Annotated in this window: 13 protein-coding genes; 6 read left to right on the top strand and 7 right to left on the bottom strand. The window is 65.2% G+C overall.

The window, feature by feature from the left end; genetic code table 11:
• Nucleotides 1-187 precede the first annotated feature (187 nt).
• The gene (locus tag ACK543_RS09385) at nucleotides 188-883 is read left to right on the top strand and encodes a fumarylacetoacetate hydrolase family protein (RefSeq protein WP_409942586.1); all 696 of its coding nucleotides are present in this window, start codon (nucleotides 188-190) and stop codon (nucleotides 881-883) included.
• 84 nt (nucleotides 884-967) lie between these two features.
• On the top strand, nucleotides 968-1,519 hold the full coding sequence (locus tag ACK543_RS09380; protein WP_409942585.1) for an NUDIX hydrolase: 552 nt from the start codon (nucleotides 968-970) through the stop codon (nucleotides 1,517-1,519).
• Nucleotides 1,520-1,606: 87 nt separating this feature from the next.
• On the opposite strand, the gene ACK543_RS09375 is transcribed toward ACK543_RS09380, so the two are convergent.
• The 6 genes from ACK543_RS09375 to ACK543_RS09350 form a co-directional block, all read right to left on the bottom strand.
• Nucleotides 1,607-3,916 carry a penicillin-binding protein 1A gene (locus ACK543_RS09375; protein ID WP_409942584.1) on the bottom strand — a complete coding sequence of 770 codons (2,310 nt, stop codon included), beginning with the start codon at nucleotides 3,914-3,916 and terminating at the stop codon, nucleotides 1,607-1,609.
• A gap of 50 nt (nucleotides 3,917-3,966) precedes the next feature.
• Entirely contained in the window at nucleotides 3,967-6,060 is a 2,094-nt protein-coding gene (gene ligA, locus ACK543_RS09370; protein WP_409942583.1) for an NAD-dependent DNA ligase LigA, read from the bottom strand.
• A 178-nt stretch (nucleotides 6,061-6,238) separates the two neighbouring features.
• Nucleotides 6,239-7,369 carry a cell division protein FtsZ gene (locus ACK543_RS09365; RefSeq protein WP_409942582.1) on the bottom strand — a complete coding sequence of 377 codons (1,131 nt, stop codon included), beginning with the start codon at nucleotides 7,367-7,369 and terminating at the stop codon, nucleotides 6,239-6,241.
• 226 nt (nucleotides 7,370-7,595) lie between these two features.
• Entirely contained in the window at nucleotides 7,596-11,120 is a 3,525-nt protein-coding gene (gene smc, locus ACK543_RS09360) for a chromosome segregation protein SMC (RefSeq protein WP_409942581.1), read from the bottom strand.
• Between the two features lie 315 nt (nucleotides 11,121-11,435).
• A complete protein-coding gene (locus ACK543_RS09355) occupies nucleotides 11,436-14,588 on the bottom strand; it encodes an EAL domain-containing protein (RefSeq protein WP_409942580.1) in 3,153 nt (1,050 codons plus the stop codon).
• Between the two features lie 620 nt (nucleotides 14,589-15,208).
• The gene (locus tag ACK543_RS09350) at nucleotides 15,209-16,108 is read right to left on the bottom strand and encodes a LysR family transcriptional regulator (RefSeq protein ID WP_409942579.1); all 900 of its coding nucleotides are present in this window, start codon (nucleotides 16,106-16,108) and stop codon (nucleotides 15,209-15,211) included.
• 148 nt (nucleotides 16,109-16,256) lie between these two features.
• On the opposite strand from ACK543_RS09350, the gene ACK543_RS09345 reads away from it, so the two are divergent.
• From ACK543_RS09345 to mmsB, 4 genes are all read left to right on the top strand, one after another.
• Entirely contained in the window at nucleotides 16,257-17,780 is a 1,524-nt protein-coding gene (locus ACK543_RS09345) for a CoA-acylating methylmalonate-semialdehyde dehydrogenase (protein ID WP_409942578.1), read from the top strand.
• Nucleotides 17,781-18,015: 235 nt separating this feature from the next.
• Complete coding sequence (locus tag ACK543_RS09340) at nucleotides 18,016-18,438, top strand: lysozyme inhibitor LprI family protein (protein ID WP_409942577.1); 423 nt, start codon at nucleotides 18,016-18,018, stop codon at nucleotides 18,436-18,438.
• A gap of 224 nt (nucleotides 18,439-18,662) precedes the next feature.
• Nucleotides 18,663-19,829 (top strand): acyl-CoA dehydrogenase family protein, encoded by a 1,167-nt coding sequence (locus ACK543_RS09335; RefSeq protein WP_409942576.1) that lies wholly within the window; start codon nucleotides 18,663-18,665, stop codon nucleotides 19,827-19,829.
• A gap of 154 nt (nucleotides 19,830-19,983) precedes the next feature.
• Complete coding sequence (gene mmsB / locus ACK543_RS09330) at nucleotides 19,984-21,015, top strand: 3-hydroxyisobutyrate dehydrogenase (RefSeq protein WP_409942575.1); 1,032 nt, start codon at nucleotides 19,984-19,986, stop codon at nucleotides 21,013-21,015.
• Between the two features lie 108 nt (nucleotides 21,016-21,123).
• On the opposite strand, the gene icd is transcribed toward mmsB, so the two are convergent.
• Entirely contained in the window at nucleotides 21,124-22,383 is a 1,260-nt protein-coding gene (icd, locus tag ACK543_RS09325; RefSeq protein ID WP_409942574.1) for an NADP-dependent isocitrate dehydrogenase, read from the bottom strand.
• Between the last annotated feature and the right edge of the window lie 415 nt (nucleotides 22,384-22,798).

Here is a 22,798-nt window from a genome sequence, read left to right as displayed (position 1 = left end):
TAGCTCGGCTATGGGGCTGCAAATTCGGCAAAAACTGTCCTCGCTGGGGCCGATTTTCGCTTTCGACGCTCCAAGTCCGACAGGCTCCTAGCCCGTGGCACACTGTTTGGCCGCCTTGCGACATTGCCAACACGGGGTCTTTGCAAGCCTGGCGTTTCCATCTGCATCCAGACCGACGAGGATCGACATGAGCTACGTTTTTTCTCCATCGCCCGTGGTCAGCGTTCCCGCGGTGGGCCGCGCCGAACGCTTTCCGGTGCACCGCATCTACTGCGTGGGCCGCAACTACGAAGAACACGCCAAGGAAATGGGTTTTACCGGCCGCGAGGCGCCGTTTTTCTTCATGAAACCGGCCGACGCGCTGGTGGTGGTCAAGCCGGGCGAGACGGGTGAACTCCCCTACCCCAGCCTCACGACCAACCTGCACCATGAGATTGAGCTGGTGGTGGCCATAGGCCAAGGGGGGCGCAACATTGCAGCGGCCGATGCCCCACAGCACATCTACGGCTACGCCGTGGGCCTTGATATGACGCGGCGCGATCTGCAAGGCGAGATGAAAAAGCAGGGCCGCCCCTGGTGCATCGGCAAGGGCTTTGATGCCAGCGCACCCATCGGACCGATCACACCCGTCGCCCAGGCCGGCGATGTGGCCCATGCCGCCATCTGGCTGCAGGTCAACGGTGCCGACCGCCAGCGCAGCAACGTGGGGCAGCTCATCTGGAACATTGCCGAGACCATCGAGCACCTGTCGGCCGCGTGGGAGCTGCAACCGGGCGACCTGATCTACACCGGCACGCCAGCGGGCGTGGGCCCCGTGGTGCGCGGCGACACCCTTGAGGGCGGCGTGGACGGCCTGGGTGGCCTGCGCCTGAAAGTGGTCTGAGGCCGCAGGCGAATGGATCGTCGTTTCATCGCAAAATACGCTCATGAGACATGCCCCAGAGCGCATCTTCACTGAGTTTGCCGCATGACCTATCGCAGCCCGATCAAGCACTGCCGCGCCTGCGGCACCTCGGTGGCCTACCGCCTGCCCGATGATGGCGACACCAAGCTGCGCGCAGTGTGTTCGGCCTGCAGTCTGGTGCATTACGAGAACCCGTTGAACGTGGTGGGCACCGTCCCCGTGTTCGACGACGGTCGCGTGCTGCTGTGCAAGCGCAACATCGAGCCGCGCTGGGGCAAGTGGACGCTGCCTGCCGGTTTCATGGAGCTGGACGAAACCACGGCCCAGGGCGCTGCACGCGAAACCGACGAGGAGGCCGGGGCGCAGATTGAAATCGGCCCGCTGTTCAGTCTGCTTAACGTGCGTCGGGTGGGGCAGGTCCACCTGTTTTACCAGGCGCGGCTACTAAGCGACCAGTTCAGCCCCGGCCACGAAACCATCGAGGCGCGCCTGTTCGAAGAGCACGAGGTGCCCTGGGATGAAATCGCTTTTCGCACGGTCAAGGAAACGCTGGAGGCGTTTTTTGCCGACCGAAGGGCAGGCTCCATCGGGCTGCACTGCATCGATATCGATTAACCCGCATATTTCGCTGCCTGCCACGTCGCGGGCCGGGCTGGGCCGATGCGCCCGGCGGTTCAGCCGCCCAGCGCGGCCCCGTCCCGATCACCCGCCCACGCGCTCCTCAGCCGGTACCGGTCGCCCCGAGGGGTCGGTGGTCACCGGCGGCAGGCGGCCGTCGCCTGGGGGATGCGGCGCGGGCACTCCGGGCCATGCAGGCACCGGCGGCGGCGCGGGCGGTGCCGCATCACCCCCACCAAACAGACCGCGCAACCATTCCCGCATGGCACTGAGCGGCGCATCGGCAGCGGGCGCCTCGGCCTGCGGCGCGAACTCGTCCACAAAGCGATCGGTGTTGCTGATCACCTTGGTGCGCAGCGCCTGCTGCATGAAGTCGCCCACCATGGGTAGCGCACTGCGGGCGCCTTGCCCCCAGGCGTCGCTGCGCAGCGTGATGCGGCCGTCATTGAACCCCGCCCAGGCACCGGCCACCACGCGGGCGTGCATGAGGATGAACCAGCCGTCGGTGTTGTCCTGCGTGGTGCCGGTCTTGCCCGCCACGTCGGCCTGGATGCCGTACCGCGAGCGGATCGCCGCCGCCGTGCCGCGGTCCACCGCGCCGCGCATGGTGTTGCGCAGCGTTTGCGCGGCGCGGGGCGAAAATACCTCTTCGGCCACGGGTTTGGCAAACGTCTCCAGCACCTTGCCATGCCGGTCCTCGATCTGGGTGATGAGCACTGGCTCGATGTAGCGGCCCAGGTTGACGATGGTGCTGTAGGCCGACACCATTTCCTTGAGCGTGACGGGGCTGGTGCCCAGCGCCAGCGACGGCACTTCTTCCAGGGGCGACTGGCGCACGCCCAGGTCGCGGGCCACCTGCGCCACCCGCGCCGGGCCCACCTGCTGCATGACCTGCGCGGTGATGGTGTTTTTGGACAGCGCCAGCCCGTCGGCCAGCGACATGGGCGCATCGCTGGGCGCACCGCCATCGGTGGGCCGCCACACGCGGCCGCCCCCCAGCGGGATCTCGACGGCAGTGTCCATCAGCTCATCGTCGGGCGAGGCGCCCCGGTCAAAGGCTGCGCCATACACGAACGGCTTGAAGGTGGAGCCCGGCTGGCGGCGTGCCGCCTGCACATGGTCGAACGGGTCCACACCAAAGTCGCGGCTGCCCACCCAGGCCAGCACGTGGCCTGTGACGGGGTCCTGCGCCATGAAGCCCGCCTGCACGCGTGTCTTTTCGGCGCGCAGTTTTTGCATGAAGGCTGCGTCAGCCAGCAGGGTGTTGAGCGTTTCGTCCGCCGGTTGGCCTTTTTCAACCGCCTCGCGGTAGGTCGATGACTCACGCACCAGCGTCTGGATCAGCTCATTGCCGGGAACCCAGCCATTTTTTTGCGACCACGCGGCATCAGCCACCGACTGCAGCTGCCGCCCCTGCCGCGCCACGGCCTGGTTGGCAAAGGCTTGCAGGCGCGAGTCGATGGTGGTGCGGATCACCAGCCCGTCGGCATAGAGGCTGTAGCCGTTGCTGTCTGCCCAGGCAATGAGCTGCTTGCGAAGCTGCATCGCAAAGTGGGGGGCCGGGCCCATCACCTCGGTCTGGCGTTCGAAATTCACCCGCATCGGACGCTTGCGCAGGGCATCGAACTGCTGCTGGTTGAGCTTGCCATGCTTGAGCATCTGCCCCAGCACCGTGTTGCGCCGCGCTTGCGCCCGGTCGGGGTTGAGCACCGGGTTGTAGTAGGCCGTGCCTTTGAGCATGCCGATCAGCGTGGCGCTTTCCAGCACGTTGAGCTTGTCGGCCGACTTGTCAAAATACGTGCGCGCGGCCATCTCGATGCCATAGGCGTTGTAGAGAAAAGGCACTGTGTTGAGGTAGGTCTCCAGGATTTCTTCCTTGGAATACGAGGCCTCGATCTTGAGCGCCGTGATGGCCTCTTTGAGCTTGCGCGTGAGGGTGCGCGAGCGGCCAATTTCCTCAGGAAACAGGTTGCGCGCCAACTGCTGCGTGATGGTGGAGCCGCCCTGCGGATCGCCGCGCAGCGTGTGCACCACCGATGCGGCCGCGCGCCGCCAGTCCAGCCCGAAATGGCTGTAAAAGCGATGGTCTTCGGTGGCGATCAGCGCGTCGATGACCGCTGGTGCAATCTGCTGGAGTTCCACCCACTCGCGGTTGGCCCAGCGGTACTCGGCCAGCAGCCTGCCATCGGCCGACATCAGCTGCGCGGGCATTTCGCTCTTGGCTTTGCGGATGTCGGCGGTGGACGGCGTGAAGGGTACCAGCGCAAGCGCGTACAGCAGCACGGCCAGCGGCCCTGCCACCAGGGCCCACACCAGCAGCCGCCGAAGCGGCCGGGGCATGAAGCCAAACCAGCCCGCCAGCCGGGTCTTGAAGGTCAGCAATCGGGGGGGCATGGGGTTTCCTGCGTCAAAGGGATGGTGGTGGGTGGGCCCAGGAGCGCCGATCAGGCACAGGCACCGGGCGCGCCCAGCAGTGCCAGCATGCCCGCTTCGTCCAGCACGGGCACGCCCAGCTCCTCGGCCCTGGCCAGCTTGCTGCCCGCGTCTGCGCCCGCCACCACGTAGCTGGTCTTCTTGCTGACCGAACCTGCCACCTTGGCTCCCGCGGCCTCCAGCAGGTCGCGGGCGGCGTCGCGGCTCAGTGTGGGCAGGGTGCCGGTCAGCACCACGGTTTTGCCCGCCAGCACTTGCGGGGCCTTCGCGGCGGGCGCGCCCTCCGGCCAGGTCACGCCGCAGGCGCGCAGTTGCTCGACCACCTCGCGGTTGTGCGGCTGCTCAAAAAACCGGTGGATGGCCTGGGCCACCACGGGGCCGACATCGTTCACGGCCAGGAGCTGCTCCACACCGGCGTCCATGATGGCATCCAGCGTGCCGAAATGCCGGGCCAGGTCCTTGGCGGTGGCCTCGCCCACATGGCGGATACCCAGGCCGAACAGAAAGCGCGGCAGCGTGGTTTGTTTGGATTTCTCCAGCGCGGCCAGCACGTTCTGCGCGGACTTGTCGGCCATGCGCTCCAGCGCGATCAGCGACGTCAGGCCCATGCGGTACAGATCGGGCAGCGTGCGGATGACGCTGGCATCCACCAACTGGTCCACCAGCTTGTCGCCCAGGCCCTCGATGTCCATCGCGCGGCGGGCAGCAAAGTGCAAGATGGCCTCCTTGCGCTGGGCGGCGCAATACAGCCCGCCGGTGCAGCGGTGGTTGGCCTCGCCTTTTTCGCGCACCACGGCGCTGCCGCACACGGGGCACTGGCTGGGCATGCGAAAGTTCTTCACGTAGCCGCTGCGGTGGCCGGGCATCACACCCACCACCTCCGGAATCACATCGCCCGCCCGCCGCACGATGACGGTATCGCCCACGCGCACCCCCTTCTTGCGGATCTCGAACAGGTTGTGCAGCGTGGCGTTGGTGACGGTGACGCCGCCCACAAAGACGGGCGCCAGGCGCGCAACGGGGGTGAGCTTGCCGGTGCGGCCCACCTGCACGTCGATGCCCTCGACCCGGGTGGCCATCTCCTGCGCCGGATATTTGTGGGCGACGGCCCAGCGCGGCTCGCGGGTTTTGAAGCCCAGGTCGCGCTGCAGATCGAGCCGGTTGACCTTGTAGACCACACCATCGATGTCGTAGGGCAACGCATCGCGGCTGGCCCCGACCTGCTGGTGATATGCTACCAATTCAGTAGCACCCAAGGCAATATGGACGTGCGCGGCAACCGGAAAACCCCATGATTTGATCTGCTGCAGCAGTTCGTAATGCGTGCGGAAATCCGGCCCGCCCTCGGCGGCAGGGGTGATGGCGCCCAGCCCGTAGGCAAAAAAGCTCAGCGGCCGCTGCGCGGCAATGCCCGAGTCGAGCTGGCGCACCGCGCCCGCGGCGGCATTGCGCGGGTTCACAAAGGTTTTATCGCCCCGCTCGCGCTGGCGCTCGTTGAGGGCATCAAAGTCGGCGCGGCGCATATAGACCTCGCCGCGTACTTCCAGCAGCGGCGGCACGCCCTCGGGCAGGCTCAAGGGAATTTGCCGGATGGTGCGGATGTTGTGCGTCACGTCCTCGCCCACCTCGCCGTCGCCCCGCGTGGCGGCCTGCACCAGGCGGCCGTTTTCGTAGCGCAGGCTCATGGCCAGGCCGTCAAATTTGGGTTCGGCCACGTATTCCACGGGCGGGTCGGATTCACCCAGGCCCAGCTCACGCCGCACCCGCGCGTCAAAGGCCTGCGCGCCTGTGGCCTCGGTATCGGTTTCGGTATGGATGCTCAGCATGGGCACCGCATGGCGCACCGGAGCCAGCCCCTGCATCACCGCGCCAAGCACGCGCTGCGTGGGCGAGTCAGACGTTATCAGGTCGGGATGCGCGGCCTCCAGCGCCTGCAGCTCGCGGAAGACGCGGTCGTACTCGGCATCGGGCACCGAGGGGGCGTCCTTGACGTAATACTCATGCGCCCAGCGATGCAGCTGCGCGCGAAGCGCTTTGATTTTGATAGCATCTTGCGCTGGACTGGCGTGCGTAACAGCCGAAAAAAGATCGGCACTATCGGTCATGTCGGCTTTCATATGGCTTTGCGTTATGCGGGACCGACCAAACGCGCCTGGCCCAGACCAGAGGCCACCGCGCCAGGGCCACCCCGCCGCGCTGGTAGGGTTCCCCCTCCCGCATCGCAGAGCGCCGCGAGACAGGGGGTGAAGGAGCGCAGCGACACAGGGGGGTGCACGCGAGCCACTAACTGAAAAGCCGCCGCGCCAACACCGAGCCCGCCGACAGCTCGCGTCCGTCCAGCTGGTCGTACAGCAGCTCCAGGTCGCCAGCGATGGGGTCCATGGCCATGGCGGGCAGCGGGTGGCCGTTTTGGTCGCACAGCACGCCGTCCATGCCCTGGCACAGCGCCACGGCGACCTCGCGCAGGCGCTCGAAGGGCCGTTCGGTGCGATAAACCTGTGGCACATCCAGGCTGAGGGTCACGTCACGGATGGCGGACTGGTCCAGGTCGTCGGCCAGTGCGGCCTGTGTGTCATAGGACAAGGTCAGCAGCGGCGGCAGCCCCTGGGTGCGCGCGGGGATCACCAGGCGACCGGGCATGGCACCCGCCACAAAGCCCAGCCGGGATGCGTGCTGCTGCACATAGCCGGGGCTCCACGCGGCCTGGCGGGCGCGCAGCAGGAAGGCAAGTTGCGCATCGTGGTCGCTGGCAAACTCGTCCAGCTCACGGGCGCGGGCCACTTCCTGCAACATGTCCGGAAAGTCGGGAGCCGCATTGATCGCATCGGCGAACGCCTGCGCCTTCATGACGAATTCCGAAAACTCGATCTCGTTGAGCGCGCCCATGCGGTTGGCAAGCTGCACTCCGGCCTGGAAGCTCTGGTAGCGCTGGCCGGGCAAAGGGGTTTCCCACTGCTGCGTGGCTTCATTGAGGCCCTCGATGGCAAACGGCTTGCTGCCCGCGCGTCGCGTGGGTGGCATGGCCGCCAGCGCGGCATCGCCCGACACCACATGCTCGGGCTGCAGCGTGGCAATCACATCAATGAGCGGATCCAGCCCCGGACGGCGCTCCACGGAAAAGACGGGCACGGGCATCTGCAGCGCCTCGGTCGGGTCCACGACATGGGCGACCGAGGGCTCGCGGCCACGATCCAACGACCGGAGTTCCTGCGGAGACAGCGGCATCCCCGTAGCCAGCCCCGCATCAAACCCGGGCTCCTGGCGCAGCATGGGTTCTGCCCCGCGCTCACGATCGGCATCTTCCGGACGGGCCCGCTTGGGCGCGTTGCGCCGGGTCATCCAGGCGTTGTAGGCCACGATCAGGGCCAGCACGAGGCCGCCGATGATGGCCAAACTCAGTTGCAATGTGCTCATATCAATACGTTTTGGCTACTGGGGCGCCCCGCGAGACCGCAGCCCGCAGCACAAGCACGCCCGATACGCGTGACGCCGCGCAAGGGCCGCCCCGCAGCAAGGGCGTCGTCCCTCTCGGGGGGGCTGAGGGCGGCGGCTCCGAGCCTGCCAGTGCAGGCTTGGACGTGCCCGAAGAGCCGCCGACTCTGGCGGCGCTGCGCGGGCGCGAAGCGACTCAGGGGGGTACTCATACATCCGCCATGGAAAGCGCAGACTCCATGTCCACCGCCACGATGCGCGAGACGCCCTGCTCCTGCATGGTCACGCCAATGAGCTGCTCGGCCATTTCCATGGCGATCTTGTTGTGGCTGATGAACAAAAACTGGGTGCCGCGGCTCATGCTGGTCACCAGCTTGGCGTAGCGCTCGGTGTTGGCGTCGTCCAGCGGCGCGTCCACCTCGTCCAGCAGGCAAAACGGCGCGGGGTTAAGCTGAAAAATGGCAAACACCAAGGCGATGGCGGTTAGGGCTTTCTCGCCGCCCGACAAAAGGTGAATGGTCTGGTTCTTCTTGCCGGGCGGCTGGGCCATCACCTGCACACCCGAGTCGAGAATTTCGTCGCCTGTGATGATGAGCTTGGCCTGCCCGCCGCCAAATAGCTCCGGGAACATGCGACCGAAGTGGCTGTTGACGGTATCGAAGGTGCCCGAGAGCAGCTGCCGCGTCTCGCCATCGATCTTGCGGATCGCGTCTTCCAGCGTGTTCATGGCCTCGGTCAGGTCGGCTGTTTGCGCGTCCAGAAACACCTTGCGCTCGCTGGCGAGCTTGAGTTCATCGAGCGCCGCCAGGTTGACGGCACCCAGCGCGTCGATCTCGCGGTGGAGGCGGTCGATCTCGCCCTGCAGGCCGGTCATGCGCACGTTGCCATCGGCAATCGACCGGGCCACGGCGTCGAGGTCGGCCTGGTTGTCGGCCAGCAATGTGGTGTATTGCTCCAGGCCCAGGCGCGCAGCCTGCTCTTTGAGCTGGAACTCGGTGATGCGGGCGCGCAGCGGGTCAAGGCCGCGTTCGAGCTGCATGCGGCGCTCATCGCTGGCGCGCAGCCGGGTGGTCAGTTCGTCGTATTCACTGCGCTGGGCAGCCAGCGCCCTTTCGCGCTCCGTCTTCAATTCAAGTGCGGCCTGCAGCCCGCCCTGGGCCGCGGCGTCCGACAGGCGGGCCATCTCGTCACGGGCGCGCTGCTCTTCATCAGCCAGCGCCTGGGCCTGCTGGTGGGCGGTTTCGATGGAGCGGCTCAGCTCGCCACGGCGAGCCTCCAGGCTGCGCTGCGAAAACGCGGCCTCTTGCGCATGGCGCTCAAGAACACGCTGCTGTTCGCGGCAGGCCGCCAGCTTGCGCTCGGCCTCGATCACGCGGTCGCCCAGATGGGCCTCGCGCTCCTGGCTGTCGGCCAGTTGCATATCCAGCTCTTCAAAGCGTGCCTCGGCAGCCACGCGGCGCTCGTGCAGGTCGGCCAGCTGCGCCTGGACCTCGGCCAGATCAGCGTCGATTTGCTGGCTGCGCGCACGGGTCTGTTCGGCCAGCTGGGTCAGGCGCAAGGTCTCCACCTGCAGCTCATGGGAGCGGTTTTGTGTTTCGGTGGCCTCACGGCGCACCGATACCAGGCGCTGCGACGCATCGGCATACGCGGCTTCGGCCCGGACCAGGGCGCTGCGCGACTCTTCGGCCATCAATGCCTGGGCGCGCAATTCCTTTTCAAGATGTTCGATCTCCTGGGCGCGCGCGAGCAGGCCCGACTGCTCGGAATCCTGGGCATAAAAGCTCACGCTGTGCGCGCTGACGGCATGACCCGCAGGCACGTAGACGGTCTCGCCAGGCTGCAGGCTGGCGCGGCGGGCCAGGGCGTCGTCCAGTGTGGGGGCCGTGGTGCAGCCTTGCAACCAGTCCGACAGCACCGCGCGCAGGCTGGCATCGTTCAGGCGCAGCAGGTCGGACAGGCGCTGGTGCTGTGACGGCGCTACGGGCTGGACCGCCGTCGGGGCGCTGTAGAACGCCAGGCGCGCGGGCGGCGCATCGTTGCCGCCAGAGCCCAGAAAGCCGCGCACCATGTCCAGGCGCCCCACTTCCAGCGCGGCCAGGCGCTCGCGCAGCGCGGCTTCCAACGCGTTTTCCCAGCCGGGTTCGATATGGATGCGGCTCCACAAGCCCTGCAAGTCCTCCAGACCGTGCTTGGCCAGCCAGGGGCGCAGCTTGCCATCGGTCTTGACCTTTTCTTGCAGCGCCTTGAGGGCCCCCATGCGGGCCGACAACTCGGCCTGGCGCGCGCTTTGAACGTTCATGTCCTGCTGGCGCGCGCGGCGGTCATCGTCGAGCTGGGGTACGGACTCCTGCAATTCATGCAGGCGCGCCGCAGTGACTTGGGCAAGCTCCTGCGCTTGTTCAAGCTGATCGCGCAAGTGGTTCAGGCGGGATTCATCGGGCGCGGACAGGGCGTTGCGGTCGGCGCGCAGGCGCTCAAAGCGGGTGTCGAGCTGCCGGCTTTGCTCGTCGATGCTGCGCTGCTCGGCCGCCAGCACGCCGATTTGCTGCTGCACCTGAACCACGGCGCTGCGCTGCTCGCTCGCACGGCTTTGGGCCGTGAGCAGGGCGTCTTGCAGGTCCGGCAGCTGCATGGCCTGCTCTTGCACCTGGGCAGACAGCATCTCGGCGCGCTCCTCGGCGTCCAGGCCCGCACTGGACAGGTTGTCCAGCTCCGCGTGGGCCTCGTGCTTGCGCGCCTGCCACTGGGCCATCTGCTCGGCCAGCTGCAGCAGGCGCTGCTCCACACGCTGACGGCCTTCGACGACATAGCGGATCTCGGCTTCGAGCTTGCCGATCTCGGCAGTGGCTTCGTACAGCTTGCCCTGCGCCTGGTTGACCTTGTCGCCAGCGGCATAGTGCGCCTGACGGATGGTTTCAAGGTCGGACTCGACCGCGCGCAGGTCAGCCATGCGCGACTCAAGCTCGTTGACCACCTGCAGGCCCTCCAGGCGCACCTTGGCCTGGTCGGCCTCGGCATCGGCGCGCTTGAGAAACCACAACTGGTGTTGCTTGAGCGTGGCCTCAGAATGCAGCGTGTTGTACCGGGCGGCCACCTCGGCCTGCTTTTCGAGCTTGTCGAGGTTGGCGTTCAGCTCCCGCAGGATGTCTTCCACCCGCGTGAGGTTTTCACGCGTGTCGGCCAGGCGGTTTTCCGTCTCGCGGCGGCGCTCCTTGTATTTGGACACGCCTGCCGCCTCCTCGAGAAAGAGGCGAAGCTCTTCCGGGCGGCTTTCGATGATGCGGCTGATGGTGCCCTGGCCGATGATGGCGTAGGCGCGCGGCCCCAGGCCCGTGCCCAGGAACACGTCCTGCACATCCCGTCGCCGCACAGGCTGGTTGTTCAGGAAATAGCTGCTGGTGCCGTCGCGCGAGAGCACGCGGCGCACGGCCACCTCGCCATACTGGCCCCACTGGCCGCCTGCCCGGTGGTCGGAGTTGTCAAACACCAGCTCGACGCTGGCGCGGCTGGCCTGCTTGCGGGTGGTGGTACCGCTGAAGATGACGTCCTGCATGGACTCGCCGCGCAGCTCGCTGGCCTTGCTTTCACCCAGCACCCAGCGCACCGCATCCATGATGTTGGACTTGCCGCAGCCGTTGGGGCCCACCACGCCAACCAGCTGCCCGGGCAGCATGAACGTGGTGGGTTCAGCGAACGACTTGAAGCCGGAGAGCTTGATGGAGGTAAGACGCACGGGTCGGGGCGGGGAATAAAGGCCTGGATCAGGGCTTGTCGGGACGTTGCTGCCTGGCGCGGCGCGCACAGGCGCAGCCCGAAGCGAGACTGCGAATGATACCGCGCTGCCCGGCGCTCCCCGGTGCAGGGGGCGCCCCCGACACTGACCGACGCCCTGCCGAGAATACGGCCTGAATCAGGCCCTCACGCTTGACGCGTAAAGAATGATTGCTATCAAATTTGAATCTCACCACCCGACGACCGGTACTGGCGCACGGGGTTCATGCCCCCGCGCGGCCAGCGAGGGGCACCAGACTGCCGCAGCCCAGGCACATCAGGCAACCGGCTCGGCTTGCGTATTGGTGCGCAGCACCATGGCCTCGAAATCGGCCACCGGGACCGGAGCGCTGAACAGATAGCCCTGCCAGGCGTGGCAATCGTGGCGTTCCAGAAACTCGCGCTGCGCCTGAGTTTCCACGCCCTCGGCAATCACCCGAAGGCCCAGGCTGGTGCCGAGTGCAACCACCGTGCGGGCAATGGCAGCGTCGTTGGGGTCGGTCAGCACATCGCGCACAAAGCCCTGGTCAATCTTGAGCTGGTCCAGCGGCAAGCGCTTGAGATAGCTCAATGAGGAATAGCCGGTCCCGAAGTCGTCGAGCGAGAAACCCACCCCGTAGGCGCGCAACTGACCCATTTTGTCGACGGTGTCCTGCACATCTGCGAGCAGCAGGCTCTCGGTGAGCTCCAGCTTGAGTCGCTGGCCCTCGCTGCCCGAGCCCGCCAGCGCTGCCAGCACCTGGGGCACAAAGCCGCTTTGGTGAAATTGCCGTGGGCTCACGTTCACGGCAAGGCTCAACTGCGCAAAGGCCGGTTGGTGGGCCCAGCGCGACAAGGTCTTGCACGCCGACTGGAGCACCCATTCGCCCAGCGGGAAGATAAGGCCGGTGGTTTCGGCCACCGGAATGAACTGTGCCGGCGAGATGAACCCGCTTTGCGGATGCCGCCAGCGCAGCAGCGCCTCAGCCCCCGTGATGCGCCCGCGGTCGATCTGCGGCTGGTAGTACAGTTCGAACTGCCCTTCCGCGAGGCCCGTGCGCATGTCCAGTTCCATCGCGGCCCGGGCGCTCACCGACGCCTGCATCTTCGGGTCATAGAACCGCAAGGTGTCGCGACCAGCGTCCTTGGCCTGATACAGCGCAAGGTCAGCGCGCTTGAGCAGCTCGTCCGCCGTGTCCTGCATGCCGCTGAAGATCGCAACGCCCATGCTCAGCGAGCTATGGTGGGTTTCGGCATCAATCAGGTAGGGCTCGCGCATGACCTGGAGGATGCGCTGGCAGACCTCTTCGGTGCGGTCCGCAGCCTGCTGCGGATCATCCCCAAGATCTTCGAGCACCACCACGAATTCATCGCCTCCCTGGCGCGAGACCGTATCGTCCTCGTGCACGCACGCGCGCAGGCGCTCGGCCACCTGCAGCAACAGGTTGTCGCCCTGCTCGTGCCCGCGCGTTTCGTTGAGCGTCTTGAAGTTATCCAGGTCCAGCAGCAGCAGCGCGCCGCTTCGGTGATGACGGGCGCTCGCTGCCAGGGCCTGATGCAGCCGGTCCATCAGGAGCCGGCGGTTGGGCAGGCGGGTCAGCGGGTCGTAGTACGCCAGCGAATTGATCTCGTTCTCGGCGGCCTTGCGCTGGCTGAGATCCTGCAGCGTGATGATCCGTCCACCGTCGAGGAAGACGCCCGAGATCTCCACCGGCAGACGCGAGCCGTCCGCACAGGTGATGACGTATTCCATCACGGGGATCACGCCCTCGCCGTCCTTGGCCTGCAGGTCTGCGTGCGCCCAGAGCGAGCGTGCCGCCCGGCGCTCGAGCACGTCGGGAAACGCGCGCTTCCACCAATGATTGACGGTGGGCGTATCGGCTTCGGTGTAGCCGCAAATCTGCACATATCGCTGATTGCGGAAACTGATGTGGCCATCCGCCTGGATCAGGCACAGTCCGATGGGCAGGCGTTGCAGGATGCTTCGCAGCCGGCGTTCATTGGCTCGGAGGTTGGACTCCATGAGCTTGCGAGAGGTGATGTCTTGCACCACGGCTATGTGATGACCGGGTGCTGCGCCCGGCACCCACATCGGGGTCGTGGTCAGATCCACCCAGACAGCATGCCCTTTGCGGTGCAGATAGCGCTTTTCCAGACGGCATTCGGGCACCTCACCGGTCTGCATCCGTCGCAGTTGCTCGACATACGAATCGAGGTCGTCCGGATAGATGCTGGCCTGGCAGTGCATTCCCTGCATTTCCTGCGGCGTGTACCCCAGAATCTCGGCATAACACTGATTGACCCGGATGAACCTGCCGTGGGCGTCCAATTGAGCCACGCCCACGGTGGTCTGGTTGAAAAGGGCCTGAAAGCGCTGTTCGCTCTCGTGGCGGGCCTCCTCTGCACCCCGGGCGCGGGCAACGGCGGACGTGCGCTGGCGCACCAGCAGGCCGACCGTGGTTGCAAACAGCAGGGACATCAGTGCCCCGCCCAGCCCCAAAAGCCAGGGGATGCGAGTCTCATACGGCGACAAAAAAGAGCGCGTGGGATAGAACGTCAAGCGCCAACGGCGGTCATGCACGGGCAAGAGCCGGACGTAGGGCTCGGCTCCAGGGATGGCCGAATCCAAGGCTGCAAGGATGGGGCGGTCAATGCTTTCGCCACCCGCGCCATCGCCAGGCCCCACGTCCGCAATCGCCACCGTGATGCCCTGGAGCAAGCCCTGGCGCTCCAACCCCTTGACCATGTCGTAGGCCCGGATGGTGGTGGACGCTGTTCCAAGAAACCGCCGGTCGAGGGTGCCCGAAGCCGGGTCGAAGACGGGAACGTGGATGACGATGGCGGCCGGGTGCTCTTGCGCCTGGGATAAATCAAACGGCACGGACATCACCGCCCGGCCGCTGTCCCGCGCAAATTTCAGCGCTTCCAGGGTGGAGGTTTGGGCGCCAACATCCTCGCCCAATCGCGCCTGATTGCTCTGCAGCGGCCAGACATACTCGGTCACGAAGTATTCAGGACGATCGCCCGAGGGACGGATGGCGAAACCGGGCAACCCCTCTGGCGAGGCCGACCTGTCGATTCGAACGCGGTACTCGAAGATATCCTTGTCGGCACCGGCAACCCAGCGGTTGAACGACAGGGCGCGCACGCCCGGGTACCGCTGGCCGACGTCCATCTCGCCCACCACGCGCTCGAAATCAAACCGGGACATCAGCGGATTGGCCTTGAACATGCTGCGAACGGCCAGAACTACCTCGGTGTTGCTGACGATGCGCTGGCCCAGGGCCTCGGCAAACGAGCGGGCCTCCTGGACGAAGCGGCCATAGCCAATCTCGCGCACCGACGCGGACTGCTGCACGACAAGCCACGAGGTCAGTACGAGGCCAAGCAGGCCGACGATGGCACCCGACAGCCAGTGCAGCCATCGGTCACTGGTCAGCCAACCATGCAAACGGGGTATGTCAGACGTTTTCAGTGGGAACCTCGATAGCAGGGCTCGCCCGACGGCAGTCGGTTGAAAAGCAGCACAAATGGAAGAAGGGCAACCAGACCGTCATCGAACAATGGTAACTCAATGCAACGTTTGTTCACCGTCAGCATATATACAGAAATGGCGTCGAGCGCAATCTGGCAATGCCCCACAAGCTATAAAAAAAGGAGCTTATGTGTCCAGTGCCGCTATCATGCCTTACGCGAGTGCTTGTTTGGGTTGGCTTGGCCTGAGAAACCCAAGAAGCGCGGCAAATTGCTGCGCCTACGCAACAGTGTGCGAATCGGTTCAGGGGGCTGTCCATGCCTTTGCACAGGCGGCCCGCCAGGTGCGGACGCTGCCCGCACGGGCTGCCAGCGACCGCAACATCATGAGCGCGCCACTTGCCCGCCCAAAGACGCTGTATTGCGGTGTCCCTAGGAGCCTGTCGGACTTGGAGCGTCGAAAGCGAAAATCGGCCCCAGCGAGAACAGTTTTTGCCGAATTTGCAGCCCCATAGCGGAGCTATGGGGCAAAAAGGCGGTTAAAAATGGACCGCTGCGGTCGATTTGCAGCCGACGATTTCCAAGTCCGACAGGCTCCTAGCGGGTACCCTGGGGTTGCAACAAACCCTGCTGCGTAGCGACCGCTTCGCGCAAATAAGCCCAGGTAACCTGCATGCGCGCCAGGTGCTTGGTCTCCGAGGGCATGCTCATCCAGAAGGTCCGGGTAAAGGACGCCTCTTGCGGCAGCACGCGGGTGAGCAGGGGGTCGCGGTCCGCAATAAAGGCTGGCAACACCGCCAGCCCTGCCCCGGCGCGCACGGCCGCGTGCTGCGCGGTGATGCTGGTGCTGCGAAACGCAAAGCGCTCGGGCCGGTACAACGCATCGAGGAACTGCAGCTCCTTGGTGAACAGCAGGTCGTCCACATAGCTTACAAAATCGTGGTGACGCAGGTCGTCGCGCGCGGTGATCAAGGGCTTGCGCGCCAGGTATTCACGCTGGCCATACAGGTAAAGCGCGTAGCCCGACAGCCGGCTCACGATGACCGAGCCGCGCGTGGGCCGCTCCAGCGATATCACGATGTCGGCTTCGCGCCGCGAAAGGTGCAGCATGCGCGGCAGGGCCAGCAGATCCACCGACAGATGGGGGTGCCGGCGCGTGAGCTGCGCCAGCAGCGGCGCCAGGATCAAGGTCCCGAAACCTTCGGTAGCCCCGACGCGCACCAGGCCCGACGGGCCCTCGTGCGAGGTGGGTGCGGCGCGCTCGACTCCCAGAACAGCCGCCTCCATGGCCTCTGCAGCCGGCAGCAGTTGGCGGCCTGCTTCGGTCAGCTTGTGGCCGCCTGCATGGCGCGCAAACAGCGCCGCGCCCATCTGCTTTTCCAGCGCCTGAATGCGGCGCGACACCGTGGTGTGCTCCACCGCCAGGCGGCGCGCGGCGGCTGCCAGCGTACCGCCCCGGCTGAGCTCCAGAAAATAGCGCAGATTGTCCCAGTCCATGAGGGCCGCCTCCTTGCCAACCGATCTTGCGGTGCAAATTTGCAGATCAAAGGTGCGAAAAACGCTATTGTCATGCGAAATTCGCACAGCTACCATGCTTGCGCTGCCGGTCAATACGGCGACTTTCCCCTTTTTTTGGAGACAACCGATGAACGCACCCACCTCCGCCGCCGTTCTGGCACCGACCGTCAAGCTGCTGATCGGCGGCAAGTTTGTCGAATCCAAGTCCACCCAGTGGCGCGATGTGGTGAATCCCGCCACGCAAGAGGTGCTGGCCCGCGTGCCGTTTGCCACGCCTGAAGAAATCAACGCCGCTGTGGCCTCGGGCAAAGAAGCGTTCAAGACCTGGAAGAAAACGCCGATTGGTACCCGCGCGCGCATCTTCCTGAAGCTGCAGCAGCTGATCCGCGAGAACATGGCCGAGCTGGCCGCCATCCTCACGGCCGAGCAGGGCAAGACCCTGCCCGATGCCGAGGGCGATGTGTTTCGCGGCCTGGAAGTGGTAGAGCACGCCGCCAGCATCGGCAACCTGCAATTGGGCGAACTGGCCAACAACGTCGCCGGTGGCGTGGACACCTACACCGTGATTCAGCCCCTGGGCGTGTGCGCGGGCATCACGCCGTTCAACTTCCCGGCCATGATCCCGCTGTGGATGTTCCCCATGGCGATTGCCACGGGCAACACCTTCGTGCTCAAGCCGTCCGAGCAAGACCCCATGGTCACCATGCGCCTGTGCGAGCTGGCGCTCGAAGCCGGCGTTCCGCCCGGCGTGCTGAACGTGGTGCACGGCGGTGAAGACGCCGTGAACGCGATCTGCGACCACCCCGATATCAAGGCCATCAGCTTCGTCGGCTCCACCAAGGTGGGCACCCATGTGTACAACCGCGCCAGCCTCAACGGCAAGCGCGTGCAGTGCATGATGGGCGCCAAAAACCATGCCATCGTGGTGCCCGATGCCAACAAGGAGCAGACGCTGAACGCCCTGGCCGGAGCGGCCTTTGGCGCGGCAGGCCAGCGCTGCATGGCGCTGTCGGTGGTGGTGATGGTGGGCGAATCACAACAGTGGATTCCTGAGCTGGTGGCCAAGGCCAAGACGCTCAAGGTGAATGCGGGCGTGGAAAAGGGCACCGATGTGGGGCCGCTGGTGTCCTGCGCCGCGCTCTCGCGGGTGGAGGGTTTGATTGAGCGCGGCATTGCCGATGGCGCCACGCTGGAGCTCGATGGCCGCAAGCCCAGCGTGCCTGGCTACGACAAGGGCAACTTCGTGGGCCCGACCATTTTCAGCGGCGTCAAGCCCGGCATGTCCATCTACGAACAGGAAATCTTTGGCCCCGTGCTGTGCCTGGCTGCGGCCGACACGCTGGACGATGCGATTGAGTTCATCAACCGCAACCCCAATGGCAATGGCACGGCCATCTTCACGCAAAGCGGTGCAGCAGCCCGCAAGTTCCAGGAAGAGATTGATGTGGGCCAGGTGGGCATCAACGTGCCCATCCCCGTGCCCGTGCCGATCTTCTCGTTCACCGGCTCGCGCGCGTCCAAGCTGGGCGACCTGGGGCCGTATGGCAAGCAGGTCGTGATGTTCTACACCCAGACCAAGACCGTGACGGCGCGCTGGTTCGACGACAGCACCGTGAGCCAGGGAGTGAACACCACGATCAGCTTGAAGTGAGGTGCTGACGAGAGCGCCGCACCCCTACACCCGTTCGGGCTGAGCTTGACGAAGCCAGTACACCATACCGCCCTTTGCCCCCGCCTGTTCACGCTGAGCCTGTCCAAGCGCCACGCAAGGCTTCGACAGGCTTAGCCCGAACGGTCGGTGGATAGCGCGAGGAGTTCACGCGCCGTTCAGCCTGAGCATGCCGAAAACCCTCAACACCATGCGTTGCCAGTGTTAAAACCAGGCCATGCAATGCAAACACCCATGGATCAAAGCGACCCGCTGGCCTGCGACCGCCCTGCTGCTCAGTGCAGCCCTGCTGACCAGTCCCAGCGCCCACGCCCAAGCCGGTGCCGCCTGCAAACCCACGGGCACGGTTGCCGAGGTCAATGCCTGCGCGGTGCAAGACTTTCAAGCGGCAGACACCACCATCCAGATCCTGTACGAGGACGTGATGCGCGCCCTGTCGGCCCACGAACGCCCGCAACTGCGGCAAGAGCATTCCGCCTGGGTGCGCGAGCGCACGGTGCAATGCAAGCGCGAAACCCAAGCCACCGAAACCCAGCCCGAAGGCCCGCGCTCGTACCACCAGTGCCTCACACGCAAGACGCAAGAGCGGCGCAAAGGCCTGATGCGCTGGCTGAGCAACGACAGCCCGGCCAAGCCGTGATGAATTGCCCAACACCTCCCCGTCCGTTCGGTCTGAGCCCGTCAAAGCCCGGGCGCAAGGTAGGCCAGCCCTTCGACAGGCTCAGGGCGAACGGGGGAGACGGAGCGCAGCCAAACCGCGCACACCTGCACCCGTTCAGGCTGAGCTTGTCGAAGCCCTGCACAGCGTTCCCATAGACCACATCAGCGTCCAACGCCACACCAAAAAACACAAGAGACAACGCCATGGACTTTGAGCTGACCGAGGAACAGCGTGCCTTTGCACAGTCGGCGCGCGACTTTGCAAAGGCTGAGCTTGCACCCCACGCCGCACAGTGGGACGCAGAGGCGATCTTTCCGCGCGAAGCCATTGCCAAGGCGGGCGAGCTGGGCTTTTGCGGCCTGTATGCCCCCGAGGCAGCGGGCGGCCTGGCCCTGCCCCGGCTGGACGCAACGCTGGTGTTTGAAGAAATGGCCGCGATAGACCCCAGCACCACCGCCTTCATCACCATCCACAACATGGCGACCTGGATGCTGGGCACCTGGGCCACCCCGGCGGTACGCGACCATTGGGGCGCCCCGCTGTGCAGCGGCGCAAAGCTGGCCAGCTACTGCCTGACCGAGCCGGGTGCCGGCTCGGACGCCGCGTCGCTCAAGACCCGCGCGCAACGCGCCGGAGGCGACTACATCATCAACGGCGGCAAGGCATTCATCAGCGGCGCGGGCAGCACCGACGTGCTGATCCTGATGGCCCGCACGGGGGCCGCAGACTCGGGCGCGGCTGGCATCAGCGCCTTTGTCGTGCCTGCCGACGCGCCCGGCATCAGCTACGGCAAAAAGGAACACAAGATGGGCTGGAACAGCCAGCCCACCCGTACCATCAGCTTTGACAACGTGCGTATCCCGGCCGACCACCTTCTGGGCCAGGAAGGCGAAGGCTTCAAGATCGCCATGAAGGGCCTGGACGGCGGTCGTATCAACATTGCCACCTGCTCGGTGGGCGCAGCGCAGGGCGCGCTGGCGCAAGCGCAGCAGTACATGCAGGATCGCAAGCAGTTCGGCAAGCCGATTGCCAGCTTCCAGGCCCTGCAGTTCAAGCTGGCCGACATGGCCACCGAACTGGTTGCCGCCCGCCAGATGGTGCGCCTGGCTGCCAGCAAGCTCGACGCCGGGGCCCGCGACGCCTCCACCTACTGCGCCATGGCCAAGCGCTTTGCCACCGACGCAGGCTTTACCGTCTGCAACGAGGCATTGCAACTGCACGGCGGCTATGGCTACATCCGCGAATACCCCCTGGAGCGCCTGCTGCGCGACGCCCGTGTGCACCAGATTCTGGAGGGCACCAACGAGATCATGCGCGTGATCATTGCGCGCCGCATGCTCGAAGGCGACGCGCCCGACGCCATCCGCTGACGACGGCCGCCGCGCATGATCACTCCTGAATTGATAGCTGCAAAGTATTACGCATCAAGCGCGAATGGCAGATTCTTTGCAGATCCATGCCCGCCCGCCCCTTCCATGACAAAGCCCTGCACCGGATCGACGCCGTGCGCGCGCCTGGCTTGCCATGGCAGCGCCACAGCAGGGTCGGGCGCAATGCTTGAGATTTTCAATGAATGATGCCTATCGCGCTTGCTGCATATCACTTTACAGCTATTTAATCAATAGCAAACGCACTCCTCCATCACCCATTCATCTTCACGGGAGACAGCACATGAAAATCGCATTCATCGGCCTTGGCAACATGGGCGGCCCCATGGCACATAACCTGCACAAGGCAGGCCATGACGTCCGCGCGTTTGACCTTTCACAACCCGCCCGCGACAAGCTGGCGGCAGACGGCGTGCCCGTCGCCGCCGACGCCCAGGCCGCCGTGGCCGGTGCCGAGGTGGTCATCAGCATGCTGCCCGCCAGCCCGCATGTGGAATCGCTGTTCCTGGGCGCGGGCGACCTGCTGGCCCACTTGCCCGCAGGCACCCTGGTGATTGACTGCTCGACAATTGCGGCCGCCACCTCCCGCAAGGTGGCCGATGCCGCCAAGCTCCGGGGCGTGGCCTTCATCGATGCGCCCGTATCGGGCGGCACCGCCGGCGCCATGGCCGGTACGCTGACCTTCATGGTGGGCGGCGAGGCGGCCGACCTGGAGCGCGCCCGCCCCGTGCTCGAAAAAATGGGGGCCAACATCTTCCACGCGGGCAGCGTGGGCGCAGGCCAGACCGCCAAGATCTGCAACAACATGCTGCTGGGCATTTTGATGGCAGGCACCAGCGAGGCGATTGCCCTGGGCGTGGCCAACGGCCTGGACCCCAAGGTGCTCAGCGAGATCATGCGCCGCAGCTCCGGCGGCAACTGGGCGCTGGAGAAGTACAACCCCATGCCCGGCGTGATGGAAACCGCGCCCGCCAGCAAGGGCTACGCCGGGGGCTTTGGCACCGACCTGATGCTCAAAGACCTGGGCCTGGCGCAGGAAAGCGCTGCCGCCGTGAAGGCATCGACCCCGCTGGGCGGCCTGGCGCGCAACCTCTACGCAGCGCACAGCCTGGCAGGCCACGGCGGGCTGGATTTTTCCAGCATCATCAAGATGGTGCACAAGGGCTGACGGGACAGCCGCGCGCTGCGAGGGGCGCTCGCCAGACGTCTGCCCTGGCGCGCTGGCATCGGAGGGGCTGTGCGCTGGCCCGCATCGATCGGCGTTGCCCGATATGGGCTACATGTGGTCGATCATCACCTGGCCAAAGCCAGAGCAGCTCACCTGCGTCGCGCCATCCATCAGCCGCGCAAAGTCATAGGTCACCTTTTTGGACGCAATCGCGGCTTGCAGCGACTGGATGATCAGATCAGCCGCCTCGGTCCAGCCGATGTGCCGCAGCATCATCTCTGCCGAGAGAATTGCCGAGCCAGGATTCACATAGTCTTTGCCTGCGTACTTGGGCGCGGTGCCGTGGGTGGCCTCAAAGCACGCCACTGAATCGGACAGGTTTGCGCCCGGCGCAATGCCCATGCCACCCACCTGCGCGGCCAGCGCATCCGAGATGTAGTCGCCATTGAGGTTGAGCGTGGCCACCACCGAGTATTCGGCCGGGCGCATCAGGATCTGCTGCAAAAACGCATCGGCAATGCTGTCCTTGATGGTGATGTCCTTGCCGGTTTTCGGGTTCTTCAGACGGCACCACGGGCCGCCGTCGATCGGTTGCGCGCCAAACTCCTTTTGCGCCAGCGCGTACGCCCAGTCCCGAAAGCCACCTTCGGTGTACTTCATGATGTTGCCCTTGTGCACGATGGTCACGCTGGACTTGTCGTTGTCGATGGCGTACTGGATCGCCTTGCGCACCAGCCGCTCGGTGCCCTCGATCGACACCGGCTTGACGCCCAGGGCCGACGTCTCGGGGAATCGGATTTTCTGGACGCCCATCTCGTCCAGCAGGAAGCGGATGAGTTTTTTCGCTTTGTCAGACCGGGCTTCGAATTCAATGCCCGCGTAAATGTCCTCGGAGTTCTCGCGAAAGAGGACGATGTTGGTCTTTTCGGGCTCCTTGAGCGGCGATGGCACACCCTTGAAATACTGCACCGGCCGCAGGCACACGTAAAGGTCAAGCTCTTGTCGCAAGGCCACGTTCAGCGAACGGATACCTCCCCCTACGGGCGTGGTCAAAGGCCCCTTGATGGACACAACGTACTCGCGCAGCGCATCCAGGGTTTCAGCGGGCAGCCAGACATCAGGCCCGTAAACCCGGGTCGCCTTTTCCCCGGCATAGACCTCCATCCAGTGGATCGACTTCGCGCCCCCATACGCCTTGGCCACCGCCGCATCCACGACCTTGATCATCACCGGCGTGATGTCCCGACCCGTACCGTCACCCTCAATGAACGGGATGATGGGTTGGTCTGGCACGTTCAGAGTCAAGTCAGCGTTGACCGTGATCTTTTGGCCGTCTGCTGGCACCTTGATGTGTTGGAAACTGCTCATCCGTGCGGATCCTTGGAGAACTGAGATTGAACCGTAGTGGCGGCTTGCCGACTGCGGGTGAGCCGGGCATCGTGCCAGCCGTGGTCCCTGGCAGCACCGCAGTCCAACAGCGTGACCTGCTCTGGTGGCGCGCAGGCGCGTTGTGTCACTTGCGCCACACGCGCTGGAAGAACGACGGATTGCAGACGATTCTAATGAGAAAAACTTTCTCCTGAGCCTTGCCAACAAGGCTGTCGCTGCTATCGTTACCATGGCGGTAGAGCAATGTTGCGTACCGCCTAGGAGCCTGTCGGACTTGGAAATCGTCGGCTGCAAATCGACCGCAGCGGTCCATTTTTAACCGCCTTTTTGCCCCATAGCTCGGCTATGGGGCTGCAAATTCGGCAAAAACTGTCCTCGCTGGGGCCGATTTTCG

The organism is Acidovorax sp. (assembly GCF_046341535.1).
Classification (GTDB): Bacteria; Pseudomonadota; Gammaproteobacteria; order Burkholderiales; family Burkholderiaceae_C; genus Acidovorax.
The sequence above is the reverse complement of the archived record's forward strand: the minus strand, read 5'-3'. Positions and strand labels throughout refer to the sequence as shown.